Raw genomic sequence first — 24,907 nt, forward strand, 5'->3', positions numbered from 1 at the left:
CAGTTGGCAGCCCGGTAACAGGCGCCGGTAAAACGGGGGGATTCTACGAAGGTCTCGGCCAGCACGATGGGATGCCCATAGACGGATTGCCAATCCGCAGAGAGTCGGCGCAGATTCAACGCCAGAATACGGGACGCCAGATTCGGGAAAGATTCTCCGGGCAGAATCAGAAAACGGGCGTTATTGGCGATGAGATGCAAGCGCTGGCGGCGCAGGATCCAGGACCAGCCGATCCACCGATCCCGCGCCTGGCATTGAAAAGCGGACGCTTGCCAGCCCAGCAACGCTATCCAACGGTCATCCAGCGTGGCCACGTAGCGCAGGTTACGGCCCGCCAAGGTGCGAAAGCCCCGGTAGTGATGCGTTTGCATCAGCGTATTCCAGCGTTCCCGCTCCGTGGGCAGGATGGGGCGCACCTGAACACGGTGCAGGCTGGTTTGCTGGTTTGGAGAGTGTGTAGGAGCATCCATGCGGCAAAAGTTACCGCATTTATCCTGAGAAGTTCAGAAAAGGCCTTTGTACTACTCCATCAGCAGCTTAGATGGAAGGTTGACATGGCCCTGGGGGGATCACCTATTTGACCAAAGGTGGCGAATAGGTGAGAATCCGACCCAGGAAGTCATGGTGTTACGTGCAAAAACTGAAATAGTATAATTGAAATTTAATCCGCCTACATCTGAGTAAAGAAAATGATTTTCAACCTATTCAAGTTATATAATGGTGAAAAGTTGATTGATATTGTTGATATTCTTATTTCGCAACTAGGTGGATTTAATGGTTGATGTTACAGTTGTTCTCCCAGTTTATAATGGTTTTCGAAAATCTGAAAAATACTTAACTGATGCAATTAATAGTGTTTTATTGCAAGATTATAGTTCATTTGAGCTAATTATAATTGACGATGGGTCAACGGAAGACTATACGGTGCTTATTGATAAGTATAAGAATAATGAAAAGGTAAAATTTTTCAGAAAAGAAAACGGAGGTCAGTCATCAGCCAGAAACTATGGGGCGAAACTCGGATCAGGAAAATATTTAGCCTTTATAGATCAGGATGATGTTTGGTATAAAAATAGACTCACAGAAACTGTACGAGCATTTAAGGCAAATAAAAATAATAATTGTGTAATGGTGTATAGCGATCTAGACAGGATAGACAGTAAATCGCGAATTGTTACAAAAAGGTTTTTACGAGAAAAAAAACTAGGAACTCATCCTAAAACTCAGATAACATGTTTGCTTGGCGACAATGGGTTTATTCTTCCCGGAACAATGCTGGTAGATCGTGATCAGTTCTTGAGTCTTGGTGGTTTTAACGAAACTTTGAGCGGGTATGAGGATGATGAAATATCTTTACGTTTCTTTCAATGCGGGGAATTAGTATTTATAGAAAAACCATTAATACAGTGGAGAATATATCAAGACAGTTATTCATACTCAGAGAGAATGGAAAAAAGTTTTTTAAATTATTTTTATATACTAATCAATGAATATCCTGACGATAAATATCAGGGTGATTATTGGGTTAGAGATTATATAGCGCCAAGATTTTATTATGGCTGGCTGCACACATTTAGAATGGGGCTTCTCAAGAAAAATAAGAATCAAGCTATAAGAGCAAAAGAAGGCCTGAATATTGTTTCTAATTATCTACCACTAAAAAAGAGGATAGTTTCAAAAACCCTAGCAAAGTTGCCGTATAGTGTCGCAAAGTTTATTTATGCAACCAGGATATTTATCATTTTAAAGCTTTAACAAGTGGGGCTAGACAACCCCAATAACTTGGGGCGGCGTTATTCCGCTGTGGTTGAAGGAACAGGACCAGAATAAACTTAAAATATTTTTGTCTTGATTCATGGTCCATCATAAATTGGCAAATTAACTCAGTGAATTTATGTTTCATTTTTAATATATGTCTATTTTATGAATGGATTATAAGTCCAATTCCTAGTGATCTTTCTACGCTGTGCGCGTATTCGCAGACTTCAGATGATAACCGCAATCTTTCTTTGATCGTGCCCCACGCCTTTACTGTACCTCCATCTTCGTTGTCAAACTCATGACCATGAATATCATGGAAAGCAACTGCTTTTTTTGAAAATTTTCCGACATTTTCGAAGTCTCTCATAACGCTGTTAAAGTCATGAGCGCCATCTATGAACACAAAATCAAAAACCTGCCCTTCGAAGTTTTCTGATGTTGACGGTATTTTGTTATCAATGTTTAATTTTGATTTGAATGCATCAAAACCAATCATGTTATTAACCGGATCTATAATTGTTAAAGTAAAGTCTTTCCTTGCTCTTTGCAGAACCGCTGCCATGAAATATGAGCTACCACCACGGAAAGAGCCAATTTCAGCCGCAGTACATATTCCTAATGGTATCAACCTGCGTAACATATCGATAAACTCAGTAGGAAATTGAATTGCGCCAAATCCCCCTTTATTCATTGATGGTGAGAATTGACTAAAAATATCTGAATCCATCAAAGGGATACCATAATCGAGAAATTTTTGTAGTAGAAAGTCGCGACTATTTAGATCGGTATCCGAGCAATTGAGAATCTGCTCAATAACTTTAACTCCATTATGTATTTCACGTATAAGGACATCATGTTCTTTTTTGTAGAAGAATTCCCCAAGATTTTCGCTGCCTACAATGTATTCGCACGGTATGCTTTTGTTATAGGAATCCAGATATTCAGGTTTTCGTGCGGAAAACCTTCTGGTGGTAGTTTTATGAAATACATCCGCAATAATGTCGAGATGATTATCTTTTACTCCAGAATGGAAAGGTAGACACAAGACTTGATTTTTGGCCGTTTCTGCATATGGCTTGTGTTTTTTCGTTATAATCCTCAGATGACGATAAACGTCATAATCTGTACATAGTGGAAAGAAGTATTTTCTACAGAAGATATTATGGCGCTCTAATTCCGCTTTAATATCATCGCGATGGCGCCCAAACTCATCTTGGTTTATACGGATAAGATAATATTGCTCTGATTGGGTGACATGCGGCGCAACGTCCTGAATGCTGACTCCTTTTAAGCCAGATAACATCCGGCGATAACTCTCACGCAGCAGTGCTCGTTGTGTTTTTTCTGTTTCTAAAAGATCAAGATTGAGGATACCTATTGCAGCCTGAACCTCATTCATTTTTCCATTCAAGCCGATTGAGACAACCTCTTCCTCGTTCTTAATGCCGAAGTTCCTCAGCAGGTAGATTTTTTCCCGGTCCTCTGCAAATGGTGTTGTTAGAAGGCCGCCTTCTAGCGTATTGTACAATTTGGTTGCGTGGAAGGAAAAAACTGTTGCATCACCGAGCGTCGCAACAGATTGGTTGTTCCATTTGGCACCAAAAGCATGCGCTGCGTCATAGATTAGCTTAAGCCCGTGTGAGTCTGCGAGATGCTTTAGCGCTTCATGATCACATATACAGCCGTAGACATGGACCGCCAAAATGGCAGATGTTTGTGGTGTAATTGCTGCAGCTACAGCTTCTGGATCAATAGTCAGGTCATGCTCGGATATATCGGCAAACACTGGCCGTAGATTGTTCCATGCGATTGAATGCGCAGTGGCTGCGAAAGTCATAGGTGTCGTTATAACTTCACTACCAGCTGGTAGATCGAAAAGCTTTAACGCTGTGAGCAGGCCTATAGTGCCATTGTTAAAAAGCATGGCTGTTGGCGTGTTGAGGAGGGTAGCAAGTCTGTTCTCAAGCTCTAGGCTGAGCGGCCCATTATTTGTGACTTGCTTTGATTCCCAGATTTTTTTAACAGAATTACTAAACAGGTTTAAATCTGGTAATAGCGGTTGACTAACATATAGTGGTGGACAATTTTCTGCTACATAGGTATTCTGCCCGGATTCTAAATCATCGTTCATCATAATTAATATCCTAAATTCTCTGGTCCACGGCGTCATTGTCCAGATTGATCGTTTCTCCTGTCAAGATAGCCTGCTGAATTGCTTCCAGAACCTGCATGTTCTCAAATCCAATTGTCGCCGGAACCAAAGGCTCAGTTTTCTTGGTGACGACATCTTCAAAGTGTGCAAGCTGTCTTTTAAGGGGGTCAAACGGGGTTGAAGAAAGTACTTCTGTCATAAATGGATTCCACCATGAAGCTGTATCATTTGATTCGTAGAATCTGGCCTGCAGAGTTGGAAAATCAAGAGAGCCTTTAGTTCCTGCAAAATGGTAGCAAGTGGCGTCGGATGAATGCGGATATGCCGGGTTTTCTCCAGTTGCCAGCTCCCAACTACGGTTGCTCGCCGCTATGTCCGAGAGCACAAAAGTCCCTAGGGCTCCATTATTGAATCTTATTGAGATCGCTGCAGTATCCTCGACATCAAAACGACGTCGTGCATTGCTGGCCAATACTGAGACTGCACTGATCGGGCCACATAGAAATCGGATAACACCTATTTCGTGGATGAGGTTTATGAGTATTGGGCCACCGCCAATCCGAGTCCGCCAAGGCCCTTCTTTGAAATAGTGCTCTGGCTTTCGAAAAAGAGCTGACCCTTGCATTGCAACGAATTCACCGAATTTTTCGGAGTTCATAAATTCCTTCGCGGCCAAAAGGAGCGGGTTATAGGCTCTGTGATGTCCAACGAGGACAGGCACGTTTCGGGTTTTTGACTCCCGGCAGATTGCGGCCGCGCTCCACAGATCTGTTGTCAGTGGTTTTTCCACTAAAACCGGCACACCTTTATTGATGCAAAGCATCGTCTGTTCGGCGTGAAAATTGTTTGGTGAAGCGATGATCGCAGCATCAATTTCGACGCGATCTAGCGCTTCTTCCATGGAAGCAAAAAGTGGTACGTTCATTTCCGATGCGCAAGCGAGATTGGAGTCTCTTAATGGAGCGACGACAGCGGCAAGGATGCTTCGCGTGGAATAGGCGAGCAATTCAAGGTGTTTTCTACCGCCAAGGCCGCAGCCGACGAGTAGAATTCGAATTTTCTGCTTGGGGCCAGTCTGCGTAATTTTAGAAGATACAGAATCTATCATATGCCATTATTCCTTTTCAGTTTCACAGGCGGAGCGTATTGGCTTGTTCAAAAAGATGAAGAGGGTAGATTTCGAACTGCCGATGAATCAGCATCTCAATGCGCTGTAAATAGTCTTCCCTAGAGTAGAGCTTATTATAGACGTCTATCATGGCTTGATTAGTTCGCCGATATAACTCCGGATCACGCTCAAGTGTGCGGATACGATCAACGATATCTGATACCATCATCTCCCCAGAAGCGAATATATTGTAATAATTTACTAGTTCCTTTGACGGAAAAAATTCATCATTATACACTGCAAAGCCAATACCACCTTGGTGAATTGGCTGAGCAATATAGCCATCGAAGCCTTCGCCAAATGTTATAGAAAATCGACATCTAGTGGCGAGATCCATATATTGATCAAACGTAATACCACGGATTTCGCGCAGCTTATAGTCCGGCAGTCCTTTCGCTAATGCTTCCAGTACAGCATCTCGATAATTTATATCGTCTGGTGAATAAATGATGAGCTTATCCTTTTCCTCGAATGGTATTGGATCGTATTCACTAATATCAGTGTAGGCCGGCAGTAGCAACATCGGCGTATCGTAGAGGGAAGTGAATTTTTGACCGAAATATGCGTGGTGAGCGACCGATTGCGTTAACTCATCAGCTAGAGCGCGCAAATCTTCAAACTCCTCTTTTTTTGGCATAATATCTGTTTTTTGATTGAGAATGTTAACATAGAGTCGTTCTCGAGAACGGAGATAGTTGTGTGTCCGATCGTCAAGGAGATTGACGAAGTTTGATGTCATATATTCAGGAATATGAAGGTAGACAGACTTGGCGTTCCGGCATCGCACAATCTGCTCGAAGCGGAAGACATCTTCACTGTTTCGAAAGTTTCGTTGCCGTAAATAGGTTTCGTCATGTGGATTGGGTCGCGTCATCAGTAGTACGTGATAGTTGTGTTTATGGCGAAGTTTATAAGCTGCTTTAGCGATCGAGAAAAATGAGTATATTCCGCCAGACATTTCATTGTGTTCTGGAATCAAGATTACCATAACATTTTCTGCCGTTTCTGCCTCAATCGGGAAATTGCTATCCTGAACATAATGAGCGCTGCGACCAATCAAGTAATCTGTCGTTTCGTCTGGAACGATGCCTGTTTTCTGATTACTTGTTGTCTTCAGATTGTTTGCCCGACCGTATACGAGATAGTGGTAAAAAGGATTCATTCCAGAAAAGATGATATCTGGATAGAGTCTCAAATAGAATCTTACATCGAAGTCACTTCGAGGATTACGTCCTTCCTTCCAGCCGGACAGCAGGTAATGCTTGATCGGATCCATACCGCTTTCTCGTACATCTGGGTTGGAAGTAAGATAAAAATCTTTATCGAAGTCATGACTGACAATTTCGTACTGCCGCCACGCTCTTACCCGACTTATAACGTCTTCTATGCATTTTAGTATTCCCATAAAAAGTTAATCCTGTACAGTATGTCGAAGATGTTGCGTATATTCCGTTGTTTTTCTGTTTAATAATTGCTATGACTGACCATTTCTAAGTATTTTCTTTCTAAACTAGCCTGGTCTGGCATTTCTATAAAAGCTATGCCAACGCGCATATTCGTAGAGGGGTCTAGTTTTTCTCCGATGCGGATTGTAGGAACCAGACTAAAAAGACCCGATCCCAATTCAAGATCAAATCCTCGAAAGTTATCCAATGATGCCTGCTTTATCGTGCTCCTGAGAACGAAGCGGCGCCTTGTAGACACTGTCTCTGGTGGTTTATGACCAACAAAGTATGACGCATAGCGGGCAGCATAGGGGTGCCCCGTACTGTATTCTATGAGGCTAGAATAAAGATCTCCAGGACATCGTCGTGTCATCTCTATAAGCGCGATTCGATCACCAGCATCAATAAACTGGACATGTAATAAGCCATCGCAAAGCCCCAAATTGCGGCATACAGACTCTACAGAAGCACGAACTTGTCCCTCAAAATACAGATTGTAATCATCTACAAGATAAGACGTATCGACCGAGAATTGGTCATAACGAGATCCTTCTTTGACGATATAGCTTGCGTCAACATTGCCGTTTTCTACAAAAGCGCTGTAGCTATAAAGTTGCCCCTCGATAAATTCTTCACAGACGACCTGTCCGCTTGGGCTGTGCATCTTCGCGTGGGTTATAGCATCAGATGCTGCAGATCGGTCCGCACTATCGAATACCACCACACCGCGTCCACTGAAACTGTCAGCTGGCTTACAGATGTATCGGCCTCTACTAGGTAATTGATCGATCGGTACGGCATGCGGTGCTGGCAGGTTTAGCTTGTCGCAAAGCTTTCTGAAAAGTGGCTTTTTACTAAGGATCTGATCACTTTCTAATGTGTAATGATAATGGGGTTGTAGGGCAACGCGAACATAGGTTTCCATGGATACATCAGTGCAGCCAGGCACGACCATATCAAAATGGTAAGTATCAATAACCCTACTTACGAGATCTGTATCATTGTAGTTTCCTTTGATCCAACGATCTGGATAGCTAAGTGCAAGGGGATCATTGACCCTATTACCTATGGTCCAAACTTCGTGGCCAACACCAACCAAATAATCATGTATTGGAACAGATGAGAAAGCAGGATCAAGAAGAAGAACTTTCAATCGATTTATCTCCGTGCGAGGCCTTTTGCGACATTACGATGAGGCTACCCATTTGGGGTAGAAATCTGGAGCTCACGGCTGGCATACACCACGTTCACGATCTCAATGCAGGTGGCCGTAACAACAAGATAGAGCATGTAGTTTTGGTGCGCGACGATCTCACGCAAGCTTGGCCCACGATCGTTGATGCGCTACAGGTAGGAGTGCGCTGAATGGCAACACACAGATGCGCAGGCGTTACTACAGACGTTCGACTGCATTCACTCATACTGACCGATGTAGTCTATGGCAGCGACTAGATCTATGTCGGCCGACGCCAAGCCGGAAGATGGGTAGAATCATGACGTTTCGCGCTGTCTGAAGCGTGCTGGCGGAGGCAATCTTGGCCCACAGCAAGTCGTGCAGCTGACCGACTGCTCGGCGGCCGCAAACTCGGAGATGATAGAAGACAAAACGGCATTCATGTTTGGTGCTCCTCTAGTATTGGTCATCAGCGAGGGTTTAAAGCTGCCATACGGACCCTCGCAGTTATATTAGGCGTTTTTTTTCTATCCAGTAAATCCATGAGCACTTTATCTTCCACACTCAACGGCTTTTCGGGTCGCTGCGCGTAAACCGTGGCTCGGGCCACTCCAGCCAGGTGACACTGCCGTTGAATAGAGATCGACGGATTCGGCACGATCCAAGTCCGCCGAGTCTCTACCGTCACACTCCGAACTTTTTTTTCAGCCAATCCAGTTCGACTTTCAATCGCCCGATTTCACTGTAGAGATGTTCCGGGTCGCTGTGCGCATCAATAGGCTGCGGGCCACGCTTGCCCTCAAATAACGTACCCACCTGCTCCAGAATGGCCTTCTTCCATTGCCCCACTTGCGCCGGGTGTACCCCATGCTCCTGCGCAATTTCGTTGATGGTTTTCAGGCCCCGGATCGCCTCCAGCCCCACCTTGCCCTTAAAGGCTGCTCCGTACACTTTCCGCTTTGCTGCGCTCATCGTCTCCTCCTGACCAGACAACAAGCTTAAACTACTGTCTCAAATCTGGGGTCCACTATAGTCCGTAGACCGCCATTATGCTAGTCAAGGAGGTGCATGATGATGGATCCCGTTTCCTTTGTTGGTATTGACGTAGCGAAAGCCAAATTCGATGTTGCTCTGCTGAAACCCAATGGTAAATATCGCAGCAAGGTCTTTTCCAATAATCCTGAGGGGTTCCGGCAATTCCTGGATTGGTTGGAGAAGCAGGAGGCCCTCAAGGCCCACCTCTGTATGGAAACGACTGGCGCCTATGGCCGAAGCCTGGCGCGCTTTCTGGCGCAACAGCCGTTGCTGATCAGTGTGATGAATCCAGCCTTGATTCACGCCTTTGGTAAAACCGAACTTTCCCGGACCAAAACAGACAAAGCGGACGCCCGGCTCATTGCCCGCTATTGCCAGATGCACAGACCTGCCCCATGGGTCCACCATAGTAGGGATGCTGCTTGAGATGGTAAATTAAGATGATTCGTCTGATGTCATTTAGTTATTTAGAACAGTATGTTGTATTTAAAAAATTCATTGTTGAAATTCAACTTTTTCTACTTCTAGTTTTATTATCGGTCCATGATCTATGGTTACACCATGGTCAAGCCTTACGTAGTAATTACAAAACTTATTCACTTGATCCTCGCTATGAGAAACTAGAATCAAAGACATACCATTGCTGCGCATCTCGGCAATTTTATCCAGACACTTATCCTGAAATGCCTGATCCCCTACTGCCAATATCTCATCTGCCAGTAGGATGTCTGGTTGCAGATTTACCGCAACCGCAAAGCCCAAACGCATTTGCATACCCGAGGAATAATTTTTAAGAGGCGTGTCAATGAAATGCTCCAACTCGGAGAATTCAATAATGTCTTTGACCCGCTTGCGGACATCCTTGTTCAGAAACCCATAGAGGCTGGCATTCAGAAAAATATTTTCATAGCCCGTCAATTCAGGGTTGAAACCTACTCCCAATTGAATCAAGGGGGCCACCCGTCCATTGGCGATGACCCGCCCTTTGCTTGGCTGCAATATCCCGGCGATAATCTGCAGCAGGGTGCTCTTGCCGGAACCATTATGCCCCAGCAAGCCTAGCGCTTCCCCCTGTTCTACCGTAAAGCTGACGTCATCCAGTGCCAGAAAATGTTCGCGTTTCTCCCGCTTGTTTTTGTGAAACAGTCCGAGAAAACGGGTTTTCAGCCCCAGTGCGCGATTATGGCGTAGGATAAATTCCTTGCTGACGTGCTCAACAATAATGGCGGGCGGCATCAGAGGTCTTCCACCAGATGCCGGGCTTTGCGGCGGAACAGCACCATGCCCACACTCACCGTGCCGATGGTCCAGGCACAGGCGATGAGGACGTGATTCAGGGCGGGTAGGGTGCCCGAATAGAGCAGGGCGTGGAACAGGTCCATAAACTGGGTCAGCGGATTCAGGGAAATGATCTCTCGGGTTGTGGGTTTCAGTACATGAATGTCATAGCCAATGGGGGTGAACCAGAAGCCGAACATGAGGGCAATGTCCACCATGTGCTTCAGATCACGGAGTTCTACCTGCAACACCGAAAAAGTCAGCACAATTCCCCAAATAAAGGCAATATACAGACCTAGCGCCAAGGGATACAACAGCAAACCCCAGTGATAAACACCGCCCAGAAAGGGGTACAGCACTACCAGGATGAAGATGGCGATGACCCACAAGGCCAGGGTAAACAGCAGGCTGGAGGTGGGTACCAAAATGCGCGGGAAGTAGATTTTCTGGATGAGCCCCGAAGCACTGGTCAGACTTTCGCAACTCTGGCTGACCGCCTGGGAAAACAAATTATAGTGCAGGACGCCGATGACCAGATACAAAATATAATTGGGCAGATTACTGCGAAAAATGTGGGTAAACACGAAGTCGTAAAGTAGAATCAGCGCCAGCGGGTTGCCCAAAGACCAGAAGAAACCGAGCACGGCTCCCTGGTAGCGGACTTTCAGATCCTTAATGACCAGATTGCGGACCAGGTCGCGGTATTGCCAGTAGGGTCGCAGGGTGGTGGTAATCGGGTTGGGCACGTTTTGCTTATCTCGGGGCTGCACTTGGTTGGAGCGAAACCTTAGCGTTTATGGTCGGGTAGGTCAATCCACCCAGTTCTCAACAACCAGTCCTGCTTCGGCATAGAGATCGAAATCAGCCGTGTTGTTGGTCACCAGCGTAACTCCCAGCGATAAAGTATGTGCGGCAATCATGCGGTCCAAGCTGCTCTTTCTGACTGGAAACTGACGGGAGAGCTTTCCGAAGAGGTCTGCTGCATCCACATCAAAATTATTGACGATCAGGCTGCTCAAGAGCGTGGCCATTTCGAACTGGCTGTTATGCACGTCCAGGCCACAACACAACTCCGCCCAGGTGATCGAACTGATCCCAATTTCACCGGGCTTGCAGGCCGCAAAGCGCCGGATGACTGATGCGGGCTGCTCCTTCATAAGGTAGATGCAAATGTTGGTGTCCAGCAGGTAGCGCAGTATCACCAGGATCTTTCCGTCTTGATAAACTCCGGGCGCTCGCCGGTATGCTGCGGTCGCAGCGCGGCGAACAGCGCCGGAAGCGATTGGAGTGAATCTTCTTCAGGCTCCACGATGAGCCTGTTTCCCTCTCGAATCACGACCAATTTGGTCTGTTTCGGGAAGGCCATACTCACAGGGATACGGACGGCAGGTGAATTGCCAGCCATGAATTGGCGGGTATGAAAAACTTTGCGCATGATGACCTCCAGAGGTGATAACGTGACGTTATCACGCCCATGGAGCCGCCGCAATGGTCCAGATTTGAATCAGGATAGCTCCAGGCGGCGCTCAATGCGCTCTAACCGCTGGTTGAACTCGTCCGCCCTAAGTTGCTGTTGAGCATCGGCAGCAGCCAGTGTTTCCAAGTGCTGAATGATATGGGCCTGCCCTGATTCCAGATTGTTAACACGCCGTGTTAAATCATCCAGTTTGCGCTCGATGCGATCTTGTCCAGACTGGAATCGTTTCAGGTGTTCCAGCATAAGATTCTCAATATTTTCTGTCATGTTACTGCTCTCTCTGACGTATGATTCCGAGCATAGATGGATTTCGGTTCTATTGCGACCAGAACTTCCGTCATATTTTCTTCACGCGTCCATGATTTTTTTCAGAATAGCACGTCTTGCACAGATTTTATTCAATACCAATGGGCGCGCTTTTGGTGCCAACGGCCTTTTTGACCATCGTGGAAGTGCTAAACTCAGTTGCCTACTTTCTGATTTTCAGCCATCATTCATTCATGGACATCACGACACAAATCAGCCCTCGCGGCCAGATCACCCTGCCCGCAGATACCCGCAAACGATTGGGGCTGAAACCCGGTGACACCCTTTTGATCCATTTGGAAGGTGGACGGATCATTTTGGACCCGGCCGTGGTTCTCCCTGTGGAAATCTATGACGAAGAACGCATCGCTGCTTTTGCCGAAGCATCAGCAATGACTCAGGAAGAACTGATGCAGGCTAAAGCCCGTTGGGACGCATAAGTCACCCAGTCAGCATTTTTCTGGATGCCAACATCCTCTTTTCTGCTGCGCTGGGCGGAGAGGCCTTTGCACTGCTTTGGGATCTGGCCAAACAGCGTAAAGTTATCCTCCACAGCAGCAGCTATTGTCTGACTGAAGCGCGGCGCAACATTGTACGAAAACGCCCAGCGGCTCAATCTGTTCTGGAAAATCTTTTGACAAACGTTCGCGTAGTGCCGCACGCCGATCAGGTGAATTTCTCTGTGGATTTGAACGCCAAGGATCTTCCGGTGCTGGCTTCTGCCGTAGCATCTGGCGTAGATGTTCTATTGACCGGAGATATACGTCATTTCGGCCCACTGATGGGATTGCCCGACTTGCCCGTGCGCGTTATGACTATAAGATCGTTCTTGCTGGTAGGACCTTAAATCGTTGAGCATGAAGATACCGACTATACAACCCATTCAGTGACTGTCTGGAAGATATGGGACGTTTCCTGTTCGGTCTCTGGCTTGTTGTTTGATTTGGCGTCCCCAGGGGGGTTCGAACCCCCGTTACCGCCGTGAAAGGGCGGTGTCCTAGGCCGCTAGACGATGGGGACCTGGACAGCGGGGAGAATCGTACACAGAAGCGCGCTTCAGGGCAAGTGTATTTTCGGGCTTTCACTCCATAGCCCCGCAGGGGGGTCTTCGGTTAGACTGGGCGGAGTGTACTTTTAACCACCGGTATGAAGAAGGATCTTATGGAAGAAGCAGAAGCAGTATTCATGATTGAACGGGTATATGTGAAGGACAGTTCTTTTGAGTCGCCCAACGCCCCTTTGAGTTTTGTACAGACCGAGGCGCCCACCGTGGATGTGGGTCTGAATACAGCCAGCAACCAGGTTGAGGGCATGGATGGCTTGACGGAAGTGATTCTGACGGTGACGGTCAAGGCCAAGGCGGGTGAGAGCACCTACTTTGCGGTGGAAGTGCAGCAGGCGGGGCTGTTCCGGATTCAGAATATTCCGGAAGAACATTTGCCTGCGCTGATAGCTGTGCATTGTCCGACCATTCTGTTCCCTTATGCCCGTGAAGTGGTGGCGGATATGGTGGGACGCGGCGGTTTCCAGCCTCTGCATCTGCATCCCGTCAATTTTGAGGCGCTGTATCAGCAGGCGCAGCAAGAACAAGTGGGCCACACGACGCAATAAGCCATGCGCTGGGCTGTTCTTGGAGCCGGGCACTGGGGAACCGCGTTGGCGGTGCATTTGTGCCGCCAGGACCATGCGGTGCGGCTCTGGGGACGCCACCCGGAAACTTTGCCGGGTTTTATGGATTCCACTTGTTTATCCCCGGTTTTTCCTGATATCGGTTTTCCGTCCGGTCTTGACGTAGGCTCTGATCTGGCGGCGACGCTGGATGGCGCTGAAGGGGTGTTGCTGGCGGTTCCCAGCCATGCCTTGCGGACGGTTCTGGCGACTATTCCCCAAGCTTTATTACACCCGGATCTGTTGCTGGTGCTGGCTTCCAAAGGGCTGGAGTTGCCGAGTGCCTTGCGTCTGGATCAGGTGCTGGATGAAAGCTGTCCGACCTTGCCTAAAGTGGTACTTTCCGGGCCGAGTTTTGCGCATGATCTGATTATGGGTAAACCGCTGGCCATGACTGCCGCTGCTGCGAATATGGATGATGCGCGGCGGGTGGTGGACGTGTTTGCCAGTGACCAGATGCGCGTGTATCGCAGTGATGATGTGGCGGGCGTGTGTCTGGGTGGGGCGATCAAAAATGTGCTGGCTATTGCGGCAGGCATTTCCGATGGGCTGGGCAATGGCGACAGTGCCCGCGCTGCGCTCATTACCCGTGGCATTGCCGAATTGCACCGTTTGGGTACGGCATTGGGAGGGCGCACGGAAACCTTTATGGGATTGACCGGGGCGGGGGATCTGATTTTGACGGCCTGCAGTGATTTGTCGCGCAATCGCCGGGTGGGTATGGGCCTGGGGCGGGGTTTGTCTTTGGAGACTGTATTGCGTGATCTGGGCCAGGAGGCGGAAGGGGTGCGCAGTGCCCAGGCTTTATTTTTGCTGGCCCAGCGGCTGGGGGTAGATATGCCCATTACCGAGCAGGTGTATCGGGTGCTTTACGCCGGTGCTGACCCGCGCGAGGCCAGTGAACAACTGATGCGCCGTGCTGCGCGCGCCGAGCATTCTGCTGATCTGAAGTCCATAACCGTTTCCCCGGTTAAGGGGAGTTCCTAGGTCCATGGCGATTTTGCGTTTGCCGGGTGGCGGGTCAGACAGCCGCAAGCGCATCCCTTTTGCGCCCTTCCGGACCATTGGTTTTTTGCTGGTGCAGTTTGTGGTGTTGGCTTTGCTGCTGCTCGGCGTGCTGCTGGTCCACACCAACCAGGATTTGCATACGCTGGATGCTTATACGGCCTACATGGCGAGCTTGGCGCAGACTTCTCAGGAAACCTTGCGTACCTGGCATAGTGACGGTTCTGCTGCGGCGCTGCCCGTGCTGCAGGGCAATCTGGTCCGGATTGCGGCGGCGCATCCGGAGCAGGTCAAAACCAATGCGCACTGGAGACGTTTGCAGGCGTTGATGGCCAAACAGGATCCGGCGCTCTTGCCTCAGGCTTTATTACAGCTTTCGGATGTCAGCATGGAAGAGCATCTGCGCGGTCGCAGGCTGGTATTGGCGGCGGGGCATGATGCCCGCTATACCCTGATTGGAACGGCCGTGGCGCTGTTTGCGTTCATGATTTTTGTGCTGGTGACGTTGGCGTTTTTCCGTCTGCGAATTTTAGGTCCATTGCGGCGTTTGCAGGGGGCCATGCGTTCTCTGGAAATCGGCGCTTTTCGGCGGGTGACGGAAGCCCATGCGGATCCTGGCATCAGTCCGTTGCTGCAGTATTACAATCACATGATCGGCCGTTTGGAAGAGCTGGAAAAAACCCGGCGCCAGTATTTGCAGGATTTGCAGCGGGAAGTGAATGAAGCAGCCCATACTCTGGTGGCGCAACAGGCGGCGGTGGCCCGCTCGGAGCGCCTGGCGGCGGTGGGAGAGGCCGCTGCGGCCTTTGCTCATGAATTGCGTAATCCGCTGGCAGGATTGCAGGTGGGTTGTGCGAATATCCGTCGGGAAATCCGCGATCCGGAGCTGGCGGAACGTCTGGGCCTGATGGAAGAGGAATTGCGTCGGGTCAGTCGTTTGCTGGATCAGCAATTGCGCGGCGCCCGTCAGGTTCATGAAAAAGGTCGCCGGGTGGCACCCCGCGAAACGGTGGAAACCCTGCTGAATTTGTTGCGTTATCAGATGCCTGCCCAGGTTGTACTGGAACTCTTGCCGGGAGATTGTCGCGATTGTCTGTTACCCTTGGATCAGTTTCGTCAGGCGTTGCTCAATCTCATTTTAAACAGCATGCAGGCGCTGGCCAGCGAGGGTGGAACGATCAGCGTAGCTATTGCCCAGGTGGATAAACAATTGCAAGTGACGGTGTCTGATAATGGTCCGGGTTTTCCTGATACCTTGTTGCGCGAGGGTATTCGTCCCTTTGCCAGCAGCAAGGAACAGGGAACAGGGCTGGGTTTATCCATGGTGCGGCGTTTTGTGCGCAGTCTGGGGGGAGAGGTGCAATTGCGTAATCGGGATCCGCATGGGGCAGAAGTAGGTTTGGTATTACCTTGTCCTGACATTGCTGGTAAGGAGTAATTAACAACATGGCTGATGCGTTGCTGATTATTGAGGACGAGATTTTTCTGGGGCGGGAAATGTGCCGCTTTTTTGAAAAGGAAGGCTGGGAAGTGCATTGGGCGGAACGCTTTGCCGATGCCGAAGAGCTCTTGTTGAAGCAGGATCTCAGCCCTTTGGTTACCCTGGCGGACCTCAATCTTCCGGATGGTAATAGTCTGGATTTATTGGAAAAGGTGCGAGCCAAAGGCGGTGCCGGAGAGTGGATTTTTCTGACGGCCTTCGGGAGCGTGCCTGATTCGGTGCGGGCGTTGCGGCTGGGTGCCTACGATTTTCTGGAAAAGCCCTGTGAAATGGAACGTCTGGAGATGGTGGTGCGCTCGGCTGGCCGGGGTGCTCGTGCCCAGCGCCGGGTAGCGGAGGATACCTCTAACCAGCATCGCCGCTATCGTCCCGAAACCTATCTGGGGGAAAGTCCGGCTGCCGCTGACGTGCGCAACATGCTCGATCGTCTCAGTCAGGTTCCCTATAGTGCCTTGGTGATTTCCGGAGAAACGGGCACGGGTAAGGGACTGGCTGCGCGCATTCTGCATTATAGTGGCGCTCAGGCTGGCGGTCCCATGGTGGAAATCAACTGTGCAGCTTTACCCCGGGAATTGCTGGAATCCGAGTTGTTTGGATATGAGCCGGGGGCTTTTACCGGGGCCGCCGTGCGGCATCGGGGGTTAGTGGAGCAGGCCAGTGGCGGCACCCTGTTTCTGGATGAAATTTCGGAAATGGAGCTGGAACTCCAGGCCAAATTGTTGAAAGTCATTGAAGATCACAGTTTGCGCCGACTGGGGGGGGATCGCCCCATTGCCGTGGATGTGCGTTTTATTGCCGCCAGTAATCGGGATCTGGATGCTCAGGTAGCTCAAGGTGCTTTTCGTGCGGATCTGTTCCATCGTCTGAGCGTATTTCGTCTGGCCTTGCCTTCCTTGCGCGAGCGTAAAGCCGATCTGCATGCACTGGTGCCGCATTTTGTGGCGGAATTCAATGCTCAGGCCAGCAAGCGCGTGCATTATATCAGCCCGGCCGTGTGGACCGCGCTGGAGTCTTACGACTGGCCTGGAAATGTCCGGGAGTTGCGTAATGTGATTGAACGCGCGGTGCTGTTTTCCGAAAGCGAAGAACTGCCCAGGGAATGGTTGCAGTTGCCCGGTAATCTCAATAACGCCTGTCCGGCGCCGTCTGGCTGTCCGGTGGATGACCAACACATTATTCTGCCCATGGATGGCAGCATGGATCTGGAGGCTATGGAACGGCAGATTCTCCAGCAGGTACTGAGTCTGAACGAGGGGAATGTGACCAAAGCCGCGCGGGTGTTGGGGATTACCCGCGAGACTCTGCGCTATCGGGTCCGCAAACATGGTCTGGGAGATGACGGGGAGTCTTGATAAAAATAGTCTATACTTGCGGAATTGTTGCGAGATAGTTACATTGCCGCGATGTGACGGGTCAGCACTGGCGCCCGGACCAATAAAACAAGGAGTTTGGATGTCACCAGTCAGGACCGCCGCATGACTGCGGCGCTAGATCAGGCTTTAGCCTGGCAGCAACAAAGCCTGCAACTTGTTTCCCGCACTTTTGCGCTGACCATTCCGCAATTGCCTGAGGCCTTGCGTGCAGCGGTCGGAAATGGTTATTTGCTGTGCCGTATTGCCGATACTATTGAAGATGACCCCGTTATGCCCTGGGAAGAAAAAGCCCACTGGCAGCAGGTGTTTTTGCAGGTGGTTGAGGGCCACGCAGATCCGGCGGCGTTTGCGGGAGGATTTGCTGCGCAACTGTCTACAGATATGCCTGAGGCAGAACATGATCTGGTTCGCCATACGGCCGATGTAGTGCAGATTACCCACAGTTTCAGTGCCAGCCAGCAAGCGGCTCTGGCGCGCTGTGTTCGCATTATGGGGGCGGGCATGGCCGAGTTTCAGCAGCACGCTTCCCTGAAAGGGCTGGTGGACATGCCCGCCATGGATCATTACTGCTATGTGGTGGCGGGCGTGGTTGGTGAAATGCTGACCAGCCTTTTTGTGGAGTACGAACCGCGTTTGCGTGCTCAGGAAACAGAAATGCAACGCCTGGCGGTTTCTTTTGGTCAGGGTCTGCAAATGACCAATATTCTCAAGGATATATGGGATGACTGGGCCCGCGGGGTCAGTTGGATGCCGTCCAGCGTGTTTGCTCAATATGGTTGTGATATTGCCGCCGTCCAGCCCGGTAGTCACGACCCAAGCTTTCAGGCAGCCTTGCAAAGCCTGCTGGATATAGCCGCCGGACATCTGGAAAACGCTCTGCAATATACCTTGATGATTCCTGCGGATCAGACCGGCATGCGTGATTTTTGTCTCTGGGCCTTGGCGATGGCAGTGCTGACTTTACGGCGTATTGCCGAGAATCCCGCCTTTGCATCGGGTGCTGAGGTGAAAATCAGTCGTAATAGTGTGCAGTGGGTGGTTATGTTATCCAAGCTCATGCATCGTTCGGATGCATTGTTGCTGGCCAGTTTCCGGGCGGGTATTAAACCTCTGCGCAAAACGGCATGGGTAGCGACCGCATGAACCGTGTGCTGCAGCCGTTGCCGCTGGTAGGCGGGTATTTGCGTCGCACGCTGGAGCAGACTCTGGACCGGGCTTTGGACCGTGCTTTGGAACATACCCAGTCGTTACTCCTTGAAAAACAGGCTCCTGATGGGCACTGGTGTTTTGAGTTTGAGGCGGACTGCACCATTCCGGCCGAATTTATTCTGATGCAGCACTATATGGATGAGCGTGATGCGGCGCTGGAGTCCAAAATGGCGGTGTATTTGCGCAGCAAGCAGGCGGATCACGGCGGTTGGCCGCTGTATTATGGTGGTCATTTTGATTTGAGTGCTTCCGTGAAGGCCTATTACGCGCTGAAACTGGCGGGAGATGTGCCGGATCTGCTCCACATGCGTCGTGCCAGAGAAGCCATTCTCGCCCATGGCGGCGCCGAACATGCCAATGTATTCACCAGAATCACTTTGGCCTTGTTCGCCCAGGTGCCTTGGCGTGCCGTGCCCTCCATCCCGGTGGAAGTGATGCTTTTGCCGCGCTGGTTTCCTTTTCAGATTTACAAGGTGGCGTCCTGGTCGCGGACCGTCATGGTGCCTCTTTTTATTTTATGCAGCCTCAAGGCCCAGGCCAAAAATCCCTTGCAGGTGCATATTCGTGAATTATTTCGTCACCCTCCAGAACAAATTCAGGACTACTTTGCTGCATCGCGACAGGGCCTGGTGGCGCGCAGTTTTCTGGCGCTGGATCGTTTTTGGGGCTTTATTGAAAATTGGATTCCTGCGGCCATTCGCCGCATTGCGGTGCGTCGCGCCGAACTGTGGTTTACGGCCCGGATTAACGGGGAAGATGGTCTGAATGGTATTTTTCCGGCTATGGTCAATGCCCATGAAGCGCTGGCTTTGTTGGGCTATGCGCCGGAACATCCTTACCGTCAGGCTACGGGTGCGGCGCTGCGCAAGCTGGTGGTGGAGCGCGCTGAGGATGCCTACTGTCAGCCCTGTATGTCACCGGTCTGGGACACCTGCCTGGCCCTTCACGCGTTGCTGGAAGCCGACGCTGTTGATGGATTCGGTGGATCAGACAGAATTACCGGCGAAGAGGAAAAAGCCATTGCCTGGCTCAAGGAACGGCAGATTTGCAGTGATCCGGGTGACTGGCAGGTGCAGCGCCCGCAGCTGGCAGGAGGCGGCTGGGCTTTTCAGTATGCGAATCCCCACTACCCCGATCTGGATGATACGGCGGCAGTGGCCTGGGCCTTGGCGCGCGCCGGGCGTCCTGAAGATCGGGAAAGTATCGAAAAAGCGGCAAACTGGCTGGCGGGAATGCAATCCCGCAATGGTGGGTTTGGTGCTTACGATGTGGATAATACCCACTATTATTTAAATGAAATCCCGTTTGCTGATCATAAGGCCTTGCTGGATCCGCCTACAGCGGATGTGACGGGCAGGGTGGTGGCGTTTCTTGGCTACCTGGGCAGGCCTCGTGATCGCGATGTGCTGCGCCGGGCCGTCGCTTATTTGTTGCGTGAGCAGGAGTCTTCCGGGGCCTGGTTTGGACGTTGGGGGACCAACTATATTTATGGAACCTGGTCGGTGCTGATGGCTCTGGGGGAGTTGCAGGATCCTTCCTTGCAACCGGCCATGGACCGGGCCGCTGACTGGTTGCGGGCCATGCAGCAGGAAGACGGCGGTTGGGGGGAAAATAACGATTCCTACGCAGAACCCGGTCTGGCGGGAGCTGGTCAGGCTTCTACGGCGGCCCAGACTGCTTGGGCCTGCCTGGGTTTGATGGCGGCGGGAGATCGCGGCTCCATCGCCCTGCGTCGCGGTATTCAATGGTTGCAGACCCATCAGGATGGCGAGGGTGGCTGGCAGGATCCTTTTTTTAATGCGCCCGGCTTCCCCAAGGTGTTTTACCTCATTTACCACGGCTACAGTTTTTATTTCCCGCTTTGGGCGCTGGCCCGTTTCCGGAACCTGGGATGCAGCCGCAGCGGATAGGTGTCGTGGTGGCGTTGGCTGCCGAGGCGCGCATCCTTTTTTCCGGGAAGCTGCGCTACCAGGCAGTGATAGACATTCAGCCACAGTTTTGCATGGTGGTTTCGGGAATGGGGCCGGTACGGGCTGATCAGGCGGCTGAACAGTTGCTGCAAGCCGGGGTAGACAGGCTCTTGTCCTGGGGCACTGCCGGAGGCTTGAATCCGGCCGGTCGGGCCGGGGATTTGCTGGTTCCCGAGCACATATTCTGGGCGGGCCGTAGCTGGCCTGCCGACTCGGACTGGCGGAGTACGCTGTTGCAACAATTTTCCGGTAAAGTGCTGGCGGGGGGGCTTTGCTCAGTCAGTGAAGCCTGTGCATCGGTGGCGGCCAAGGCCCAACTCCGGGCAGATTATCCGGAAGCTCAGGCGGTGGATATGGAAAGTGGGGCCGTGGCGCAACGGGCAGCGCAAGCCGGTATCCCTTTTCTGGCGATTCGCAGCGTAGTGGATCCTGCCCATCAGTCCCTCCCTGCAACAGCCACTCACAGTGTCGATTGTTATGGTCGTCCCCAGGTTATGCCCCTGTTGCGGGGATTGTTGCGCCATCCGGGTGATTTGCCGCCGCTCATGGGTTTGGGCCGGCAGATGCAGGCCGCCGTACACACCCTGCGTCTGGTTCAGCCGCGCCTGATTCAGTCGCATTTACAGGAAGCCAACAGCGTATGAAAGCCTTATTGACGGGTGCCTCGGGTTTTGTCGGCGGAGCGGTGTTACGCCGTCTGCTCGCTGAAGGGCTGGAATTACGGGTGTTGCACCGCAGCGGTGCAGATTCCAGCAACTGGGAAGGTCTGGATGTGGAGCCGGTGTTGGGAGACCTGGCCGATGCTCAGGCCCTGGATAAAGTCGTAGCAGGTTGTCAGCTGGTTTTTCATGTGGCGGCGGATTATCGTCTTTGGGTGCCTGATCCGCAGCCCATGTATGCGGCCAACGTCAGCGGCTCGGAGCGTTTGGCCCGGGCGGCATTGGACGCCGGGGTGGAGCGCATGGTTTATACCAGCAGTGTTGCCGTGCTGGGTCATTATGCCGATGGCCGGGTGGCGGATGAAGCGGCTCCGTCCAGTCTTGCCGATATGATCGGCCATTATAAACGCTCCAAATTTATGGCTGAGGAAGCTCTGCAACAGCTTTGTCGGAACGAGTCTGCACCCATTGTGATGGTGAATCCCTCCACACCTGTCGGGCCTGCCGACCGCAAGCCGACGCCTACCGGGCGGCTGGTGCGTGATGCCGCTGCCGGAAAAATGCCCGCCTATGTGGATACTGGACTGAATGTGGTGCATGTGGATGATGTGGCCATGGGCCACTGGCAGGCCTATTTGCACGGAGAGCCGGGACAACGCTACATCCTTGGCGGAGATAATTTGTCCTTGCAGGCTATTTTGACCCGCATTGCCGGGCTTACCGGAAAGCGTTCACCCCTGCTGCGTATTCCTCGCAACCTGTTGTTCCCCCTGGCTTGGGCCGCAGAAAGTGTGGTCCGTGCGCGTGGCCGGGGCACTCCTTTAGTGACCGTGGATGAGTTGCGGATGGCCGCTCACAAAATGTATTTTTCCTCACAGAAGGCCGAGGAAAGGCTGCATTATGTACATCGTCCCGCCGAAGAGGCCCTGCGCGATGCAGTAAAATGGTTTGCGGAAAATCATTATCTTTAAGACTGGATTCAAGAACTCACCGTTCAGGATATGACTGCTTATGGGTTTTGAGGAAGGGCTGTTAGGCCTGGCGTTTCTGCTGGCTTTGGCGGCATTGGGTTATCAATTGCTGGCCATGTGGGTGCTGCGTGTCTGGCAACCGGTCCTGACGAATACGGATGCCAGTTTTTTACCCAATACTATTCAAGAGTTGCCCGCTCTCAGTCTGCTTAAGCCCCTGCATGGAGAGGATGGTAACCTGTATGACTGCCTGCGTAGTTTTTGTCTGCAGGATTATCCCCACTACGAAATGATCTGTGGAGTACAGGACGCTGCTGATCCGGCGCTTGCTGTGGTCCAGCGCTTGCAACGCGAATTTCCTGCCCTGTCCCTGCGCTGGATATTGAGCGAAAGCCTATTGGGTTGTAACCCCAAAGTGAATAATCTCGCGGGTATTTTGGCGGCCTGTAATCATGATTTGCTGCTGATCAGCGACGCTGACATCGTGGTGGGACCGCAGTATTTGCGTCATCTGCTAACGCCGCTGATGGACTCTCAGACCGGTGTGCTGACCTGTTTATATCGCGGGCTTCCTGACCATCATTTCAGTTCCAGACTACTTGCGAGCCAAATCAACAGCCTTTTTTTGCCTTCTGTACGGGTTTCCGCACGCTTGGGGCCCAATATATTTTGTGGGGGGGCAACCATGGCGTTGCAGCGCTCTACGCTGGAGGCGATAGGCGGGCTGGAAAGCCTGGCGGATCAACTGGCGGACGACTACTGGCTGGGAGCCCGCGCCCGCCAGTTGGGGAAGGCCACCATCTTGGCAGATTATGTGGTGGATACTCAGGTCCATGAGGCCAATTTTCGGACATTTTACCAGCACGCCCTGCGCTGGTCGCGGACTACGCGCAGTGTTCAGCCTCTGGGCCACTTTTTTTCTTTTTTCAGCTATCCACTGCCGTTGGTTACGGTTTTGACGCCCTGGATGTTTTGGGGGGTCGGTTATTGGGGGATCATACCGCTGGGTATGGTTCTCTTGTTGCGCCTCGTGTACCATAGGCAAATTATGCACAAACTCGGTGCAACGGATTGTTTGGGTACGGCCCTGCTGGCAGATTTTCTGGGGCTGTGGATTTGGTTTCATGCCCTCTTTGCACGGCGCGTTGCCTGGAGAGGGTCACAATATGCGGTCACCGCCGACGGGCGTCTGAACGGCCACGATGGAGTAACATAATGACGATGAAAACCCTTTTCCTGCAGGCTCCTTCCTTTGAAGGTTTTGACGGCGGTGCTGGTTCCCGTTACCAGGCCAAGCGGGAAATTCGTTCTTTCTGGTTTCCCACCTGGCTGGCCCAGCCCGCTGCGATGATCCCCGGCAGTCGCCTGCTGGACGCACCCCCCGCCGACGTGAGCGTGGAAGAAACCCTGGAAGTGGCTGCTGGATACGAGTTGTGCATCATTCATACCAGCACCCCTTCTTTTGCATCGGATGTGCGCATGGCAGAGTTGCTCAAGGAGCACTATCCGAAAATGATGATTGGCCTGGTCGGGGCCAAAGTGGCGGTAGAACCCGACGCGTCTTTGCGGGAAGCGGGGCATGCCGTCGATTTTGTCGCCCGGGAAGAATTTGATTTTACCCTCAAGGAAATTGCCGAAGGTCGGCCCCTGAGTGAAGTGGATGGCATCAATTATCGTGCGGAAGACGGCCAGCTGATTCATAACCCCGACCGGGCCATGATTGAAGATATGGACTCCTTGCCTTTTGTCTCTGAAGTCTACAAGCGGGATCTGCATATTGAGGATTATTTTATTGGTTATCTCAAGCATCCCTATATTTCTTTTTACACGGGACGAGGATGCCGGTCTCAGTGTACGTTCTGTCTTTGGCCGCAGACGGTTGGCGGACATCGTTATCGGACCCGCAGTGCGGCCAATGTGATTGAGGAAGTGCGTTACATCCAGAAAAATTTCCCGCAGGTGAAGGAAATTTTCTTTGATGACGATACGTTTACCGATGATCGCCCGCGTGCTGAGGAAATCGCCCGGGGTCTGGGCAAGCTGGGAGTGACCTGGTCCTGCAACGCCAAAGCCAATGTGCCTTACGAGACCCTCAAGGTACTGCATGAAAACGGCCTGCGCCTGTTGCTGGTGGGTTATGAGTCGGGCGATCAGCAGATTCTGAATAACATCAAGAAAGGCATCAAAGTGGAGTCGGCTCGTAAGTTCACTGCGGACTGTCACAAGCTGGGTATTGTCATTCATGGTACTTTCATTCTTGGCCTGCCTGGCGAAACCAAGGAAACCATCCAGAAGACTATTGAATTTGCCAAGGAAATCAATCCTCACACTATTCAGGTTTCACTGGCGGCACCTTATCCCGGCACTTTTCTGTACAACCAGGCCAAGGAGCAGGGTTGGTTGACCGAGGAAGATGAGGCCCACCTGGTCAATGACCGGGGTGTGCAGATCAGCCCCATGAGTTATCCGCACCTGAATCACACGGAAATTTTTGACTCGGTGGAAACCATGTACAAGCGTTTCTACTTCCGCGCCGGAAAAATTGCTGAAATCACCGCTGAGATGCTCAAAAGCACCCAGATGATGAAGCGTCGTTTGCGGGAGGGCGTCGAGTTTGTGCGCTTCCTGCGGCAACGCCACGGCTGAAGTGGGGCAGGGGCATACCCGGCGGCTGGTCGTTAACGCCGACGATTTCGGACTGGATCTGGCGGTTAATGAGGCGGTGGAATCAGCATATCAGAAGGGCGTGCTGACC

Annotated in this window: 25 protein-coding genes, 1 tRNA gene and 1 pseudogene; 15 read left to right on the forward strand and 12 right to left on the reverse strand. The window is 51.2% G+C overall.

Going from position 1 to position 24,907, the window contains the following annotated elements:
• A partial coding sequence (locus tag HAP95_RS02570) for a Druantia anti-phage system protein DruA (protein WP_215882813.1) occupies positions 1–470 on the reverse strand: 470 nt, incomplete at its 3' end.
• A 304-nt stretch (positions 471–774) separates the two neighbouring features.
• Between HAP95_RS02570 and HAP95_RS02575 the strand changes: the two genes are divergently transcribed.
• On the forward strand, positions 775–1,755 hold the full coding sequence (locus HAP95_RS02575) for a glycosyltransferase (protein ID WP_215882814.1): 981 nt from the start codon (positions 775–777) through the stop codon (positions 1,753–1,755).
• 166 nt (positions 1,756–1,921) lie between these two features.
• Here HAP95_RS02575 and HAP95_RS02580 read toward each other — a convergent pair whose 3' ends face one another.
• The 5 genes and pseudogenes from HAP95_RS02580 to HAP95_RS02600 form a co-directional block, all read right to left on the reverse strand.
• Positions 1,922–3,895, reverse strand: coding sequence for an aminotransferase class I/II-fold pyridoxal phosphate-dependent enzyme (locus tag HAP95_RS02580; RefSeq protein ID WP_215882815.1), 1,974 nt, complete (start codon positions 3,893–3,895; stop codon positions 1,922–1,924).
• A 10-nt stretch (positions 3,896–3,905) separates the two neighbouring features.
• On the reverse strand, positions 3,906–5,021 hold the full coding sequence (locus HAP95_RS02585) for a Gfo/Idh/MocA family protein (RefSeq protein WP_215882816.1): 1,116 nt from the start codon (positions 5,019–5,021) through the stop codon (positions 3,906–3,908).
• Positions 5,022–5,043: 22 nt separating this feature from the next.
• Positions 5,044–6,486 (reverse strand): hypothetical protein, encoded by a 1,443-nt coding sequence (locus HAP95_RS02590; protein ID WP_215882817.1) that lies wholly within the window; start codon positions 6,484–6,486, stop codon positions 5,044–5,046.
• A 59-nt stretch (positions 6,487–6,545) separates the two neighbouring features.
• A complete protein-coding gene (locus HAP95_RS02595; protein ID WP_215882818.1) occupies positions 6,546–7,679 on the reverse strand; it encodes an ATP-grasp domain-containing protein in 1,134 nt (377 codons plus the stop codon).
• 538 nt (positions 7,680–8,217) lie between these two features.
• Positions 8,218–8,672 (reverse strand): annotated as a pseudogene (locus HAP95_RS02600) (transposase); the annotation flags it as partial.
• Between the two features lie 96 nt (positions 8,673–8,768).
• Between HAP95_RS02600 and HAP95_RS02605 the strand changes: the two are divergent.
• A complete protein-coding gene (locus tag HAP95_RS02605) occupies positions 8,769–9,161 on the forward strand; it encodes an IS110 family transposase (protein ID WP_215882819.1) in 393 nt (130 codons plus the stop codon).
• A 69-nt stretch (positions 9,162–9,230) separates the two neighbouring features.
• Here the strand turns inward: HAP95_RS02605 and HAP95_RS02610 are convergent, their stop codons facing one another.
• From HAP95_RS02610 to HAP95_RS02630, 5 genes are all read right to left on the reverse strand, one after another.
• On the reverse strand, positions 9,231–9,971 hold the full coding sequence (locus HAP95_RS02610) for an ABC transporter ATP-binding protein (protein WP_215882820.1): 741 nt from the start codon (positions 9,969–9,971) through the stop codon (positions 9,231–9,233).
• Positions 9,971–10,759 carry an ABC transporter permease gene (locus HAP95_RS02615; RefSeq protein ID WP_215882821.1) on the reverse strand — a complete coding sequence of 263 codons (789 nt, stop codon included), beginning with the start codon at positions 10,757–10,759 and terminating at the stop codon, positions 9,971–9,973. Before HAP95_RS02615 ends, HAP95_RS02610 begins: the two co-directional genes overlap by 1 nt.
• Positions 10,760–10,822: 63 nt before the next feature.
• Positions 10,823–11,215, reverse strand: coding sequence for a type II toxin-antitoxin system VapC family toxin (locus HAP95_RS02620; protein ID WP_215882822.1), 393 nt, complete (start codon positions 11,213–11,215; stop codon positions 10,823–10,825).
• The gene (locus HAP95_RS02625; protein WP_215882823.1) at positions 11,212–11,448 is read right to left on the reverse strand and encodes an antitoxin; all 237 of its coding nucleotides are present in this window, start codon (positions 11,446–11,448) and stop codon (positions 11,212–11,214) included. The genes HAP95_RS02620 and HAP95_RS02625 overlap by 4 nt, the downstream gene beginning before the upstream one ends.
• Positions 11,449–11,517: 69 nt before the next feature.
• Complete coding sequence (locus HAP95_RS02630; protein ID WP_215882824.1) at positions 11,518–11,757, reverse strand: hypothetical protein; 240 nt, start codon at positions 11,755–11,757, stop codon at positions 11,518–11,520.
• Between the two features lie 155 nt (positions 11,758–11,912).
• Between HAP95_RS02630 and HAP95_RS02635 the strand changes: the two genes are divergently transcribed.
• Complete coding sequence (locus tag HAP95_RS02635) at positions 11,913–12,236, forward strand: AbrB/MazE/SpoVT family DNA-binding domain-containing protein (RefSeq protein ID WP_215882825.1); 324 nt, start codon at positions 11,913–11,915, stop codon at positions 12,234–12,236.
• On the forward strand, positions 12,224–12,643 hold the full coding sequence (locus HAP95_RS02640; RefSeq protein WP_215882826.1) for a PIN domain-containing protein: 420 nt from the start codon (positions 12,224–12,226) through the stop codon (positions 12,641–12,643). Before HAP95_RS02635 ends, HAP95_RS02640 begins: the two co-directional genes overlap by 13 nt.
• A 97-nt stretch (positions 12,644–12,740) precedes the next feature.
• On the opposite strand, the gene HAP95_RS02645 is transcribed toward HAP95_RS02640, so the two are convergent.
• Positions 12,741–12,816: transfer RNA gene (locus HAP95_RS02645), tRNA-Glu, on the reverse strand.
• Between the two features lie 141 nt (positions 12,817–12,957).
• Here HAP95_RS02645 and secB point away from each other — a divergent pair.
• The 11 genes from secB to HAP95_RS17015 form a co-directional block, all read left to right on the forward strand.
• Positions 12,958–13,407 carry a protein-export chaperone SecB gene (secB, locus tag HAP95_RS02650; RefSeq protein ID WP_010636876.1) on the forward strand — a complete coding sequence of 150 codons (450 nt, stop codon included), beginning with the start codon at positions 12,958–12,960 and terminating at the stop codon, positions 13,405–13,407.
• Positions 13,408–13,410: 3 nt separating this feature from the next.
• Positions 13,411–14,451 (forward strand): NAD(P)H-dependent glycerol-3-phosphate dehydrogenase, encoded by a 1,041-nt coding sequence (locus HAP95_RS02655; protein ID WP_215882827.1) that lies wholly within the window; start codon positions 13,411–13,413, stop codon positions 14,449–14,451.
• A 4-nt stretch (positions 14,452–14,455) separates the two neighbouring features.
• Positions 14,456–15,907 (forward strand): sensor histidine kinase, encoded by a 1,452-nt coding sequence (locus tag HAP95_RS02660; protein WP_215882828.1) that lies wholly within the window; start codon positions 14,456–14,458, stop codon positions 15,905–15,907.
• 8 nt (positions 15,908–15,915) lie between these two features.
• On the forward strand, positions 15,916–17,322 hold the full coding sequence (locus HAP95_RS02665; protein ID WP_215882829.1) for a sigma-54-dependent transcriptional regulator: 1,407 nt from the start codon (positions 15,916–15,918) through the stop codon (positions 17,320–17,322).
• A 123-nt stretch (positions 17,323–17,445) separates the two neighbouring features.
• A complete protein-coding gene (locus tag HAP95_RS02670; RefSeq protein WP_215882830.1) occupies positions 17,446–18,486 on the forward strand; it encodes a phytoene/squalene synthase family protein in 1,041 nt (346 codons plus the stop codon).
• Positions 18,483–20,462, forward strand: a complete 1,980-nt coding sequence (gene shc, locus HAP95_RS02675) for a squalene--hopene cyclase (RefSeq protein ID WP_215882831.1) — start codon at positions 18,483–18,485, stop codon at positions 20,460–20,462. Before HAP95_RS02670 ends, shc begins: the two co-directional genes overlap by 4 nt.
• Entirely contained in the window at positions 20,444–21,166 is a 723-nt protein-coding gene (locus tag HAP95_RS02680) for a phosphorylase family protein (protein ID WP_215882832.1), read from the forward strand. The genes shc and HAP95_RS02680 overlap by 19 nt, the downstream gene beginning before the upstream one ends.
• Complete coding sequence (gene hpnA / locus HAP95_RS02685) at positions 21,163–22,152, forward strand: hopanoid-associated sugar epimerase (RefSeq protein WP_215882833.1); 990 nt, start codon at positions 21,163–21,165, stop codon at positions 22,150–22,152. The genes HAP95_RS02680 and hpnA overlap by 4 nt, the downstream gene beginning before the upstream one ends.
• Positions 22,153–22,192: 40 nt before the next feature.
• Positions 22,193–23,368 carry a bacteriohopanetetrol glucosamine biosynthesis glycosyltransferase HpnI gene (gene hpnI / locus HAP95_RS02690; protein ID WP_215882834.1) on the forward strand — a complete coding sequence of 392 codons (1,176 nt, stop codon included), beginning with the start codon at positions 22,193–22,195 and terminating at the stop codon, positions 23,366–23,368.
• A complete protein-coding gene (hpnJ, locus tag HAP95_RS02695; protein WP_215882835.1) occupies positions 23,368–24,798 on the forward strand; it encodes a hopanoid biosynthesis associated radical SAM protein HpnJ in 1,431 nt (476 codons plus the stop codon). Before hpnI ends, hpnJ begins: the two co-directional genes overlap by 1 nt.
• Before the next feature lies 1 nt (position 24,799).
• Positions 24,800–24,907 (forward strand): ChbG/HpnK family deacetylase (locus HAP95_RS17015; RefSeq protein WP_319026190.1); only part of this gene is annotated, 108 nt, incomplete at its 3' end.

It is taken from the genome of Acidithiobacillus sulfurivorans, assembly GCF_018853815.1.
Lineage (GTDB): Bacteria > Pseudomonadota > Gammaproteobacteria > Acidithiobacillales > Acidithiobacillaceae > Acidithiobacillus > Acidithiobacillus sulfurivorans.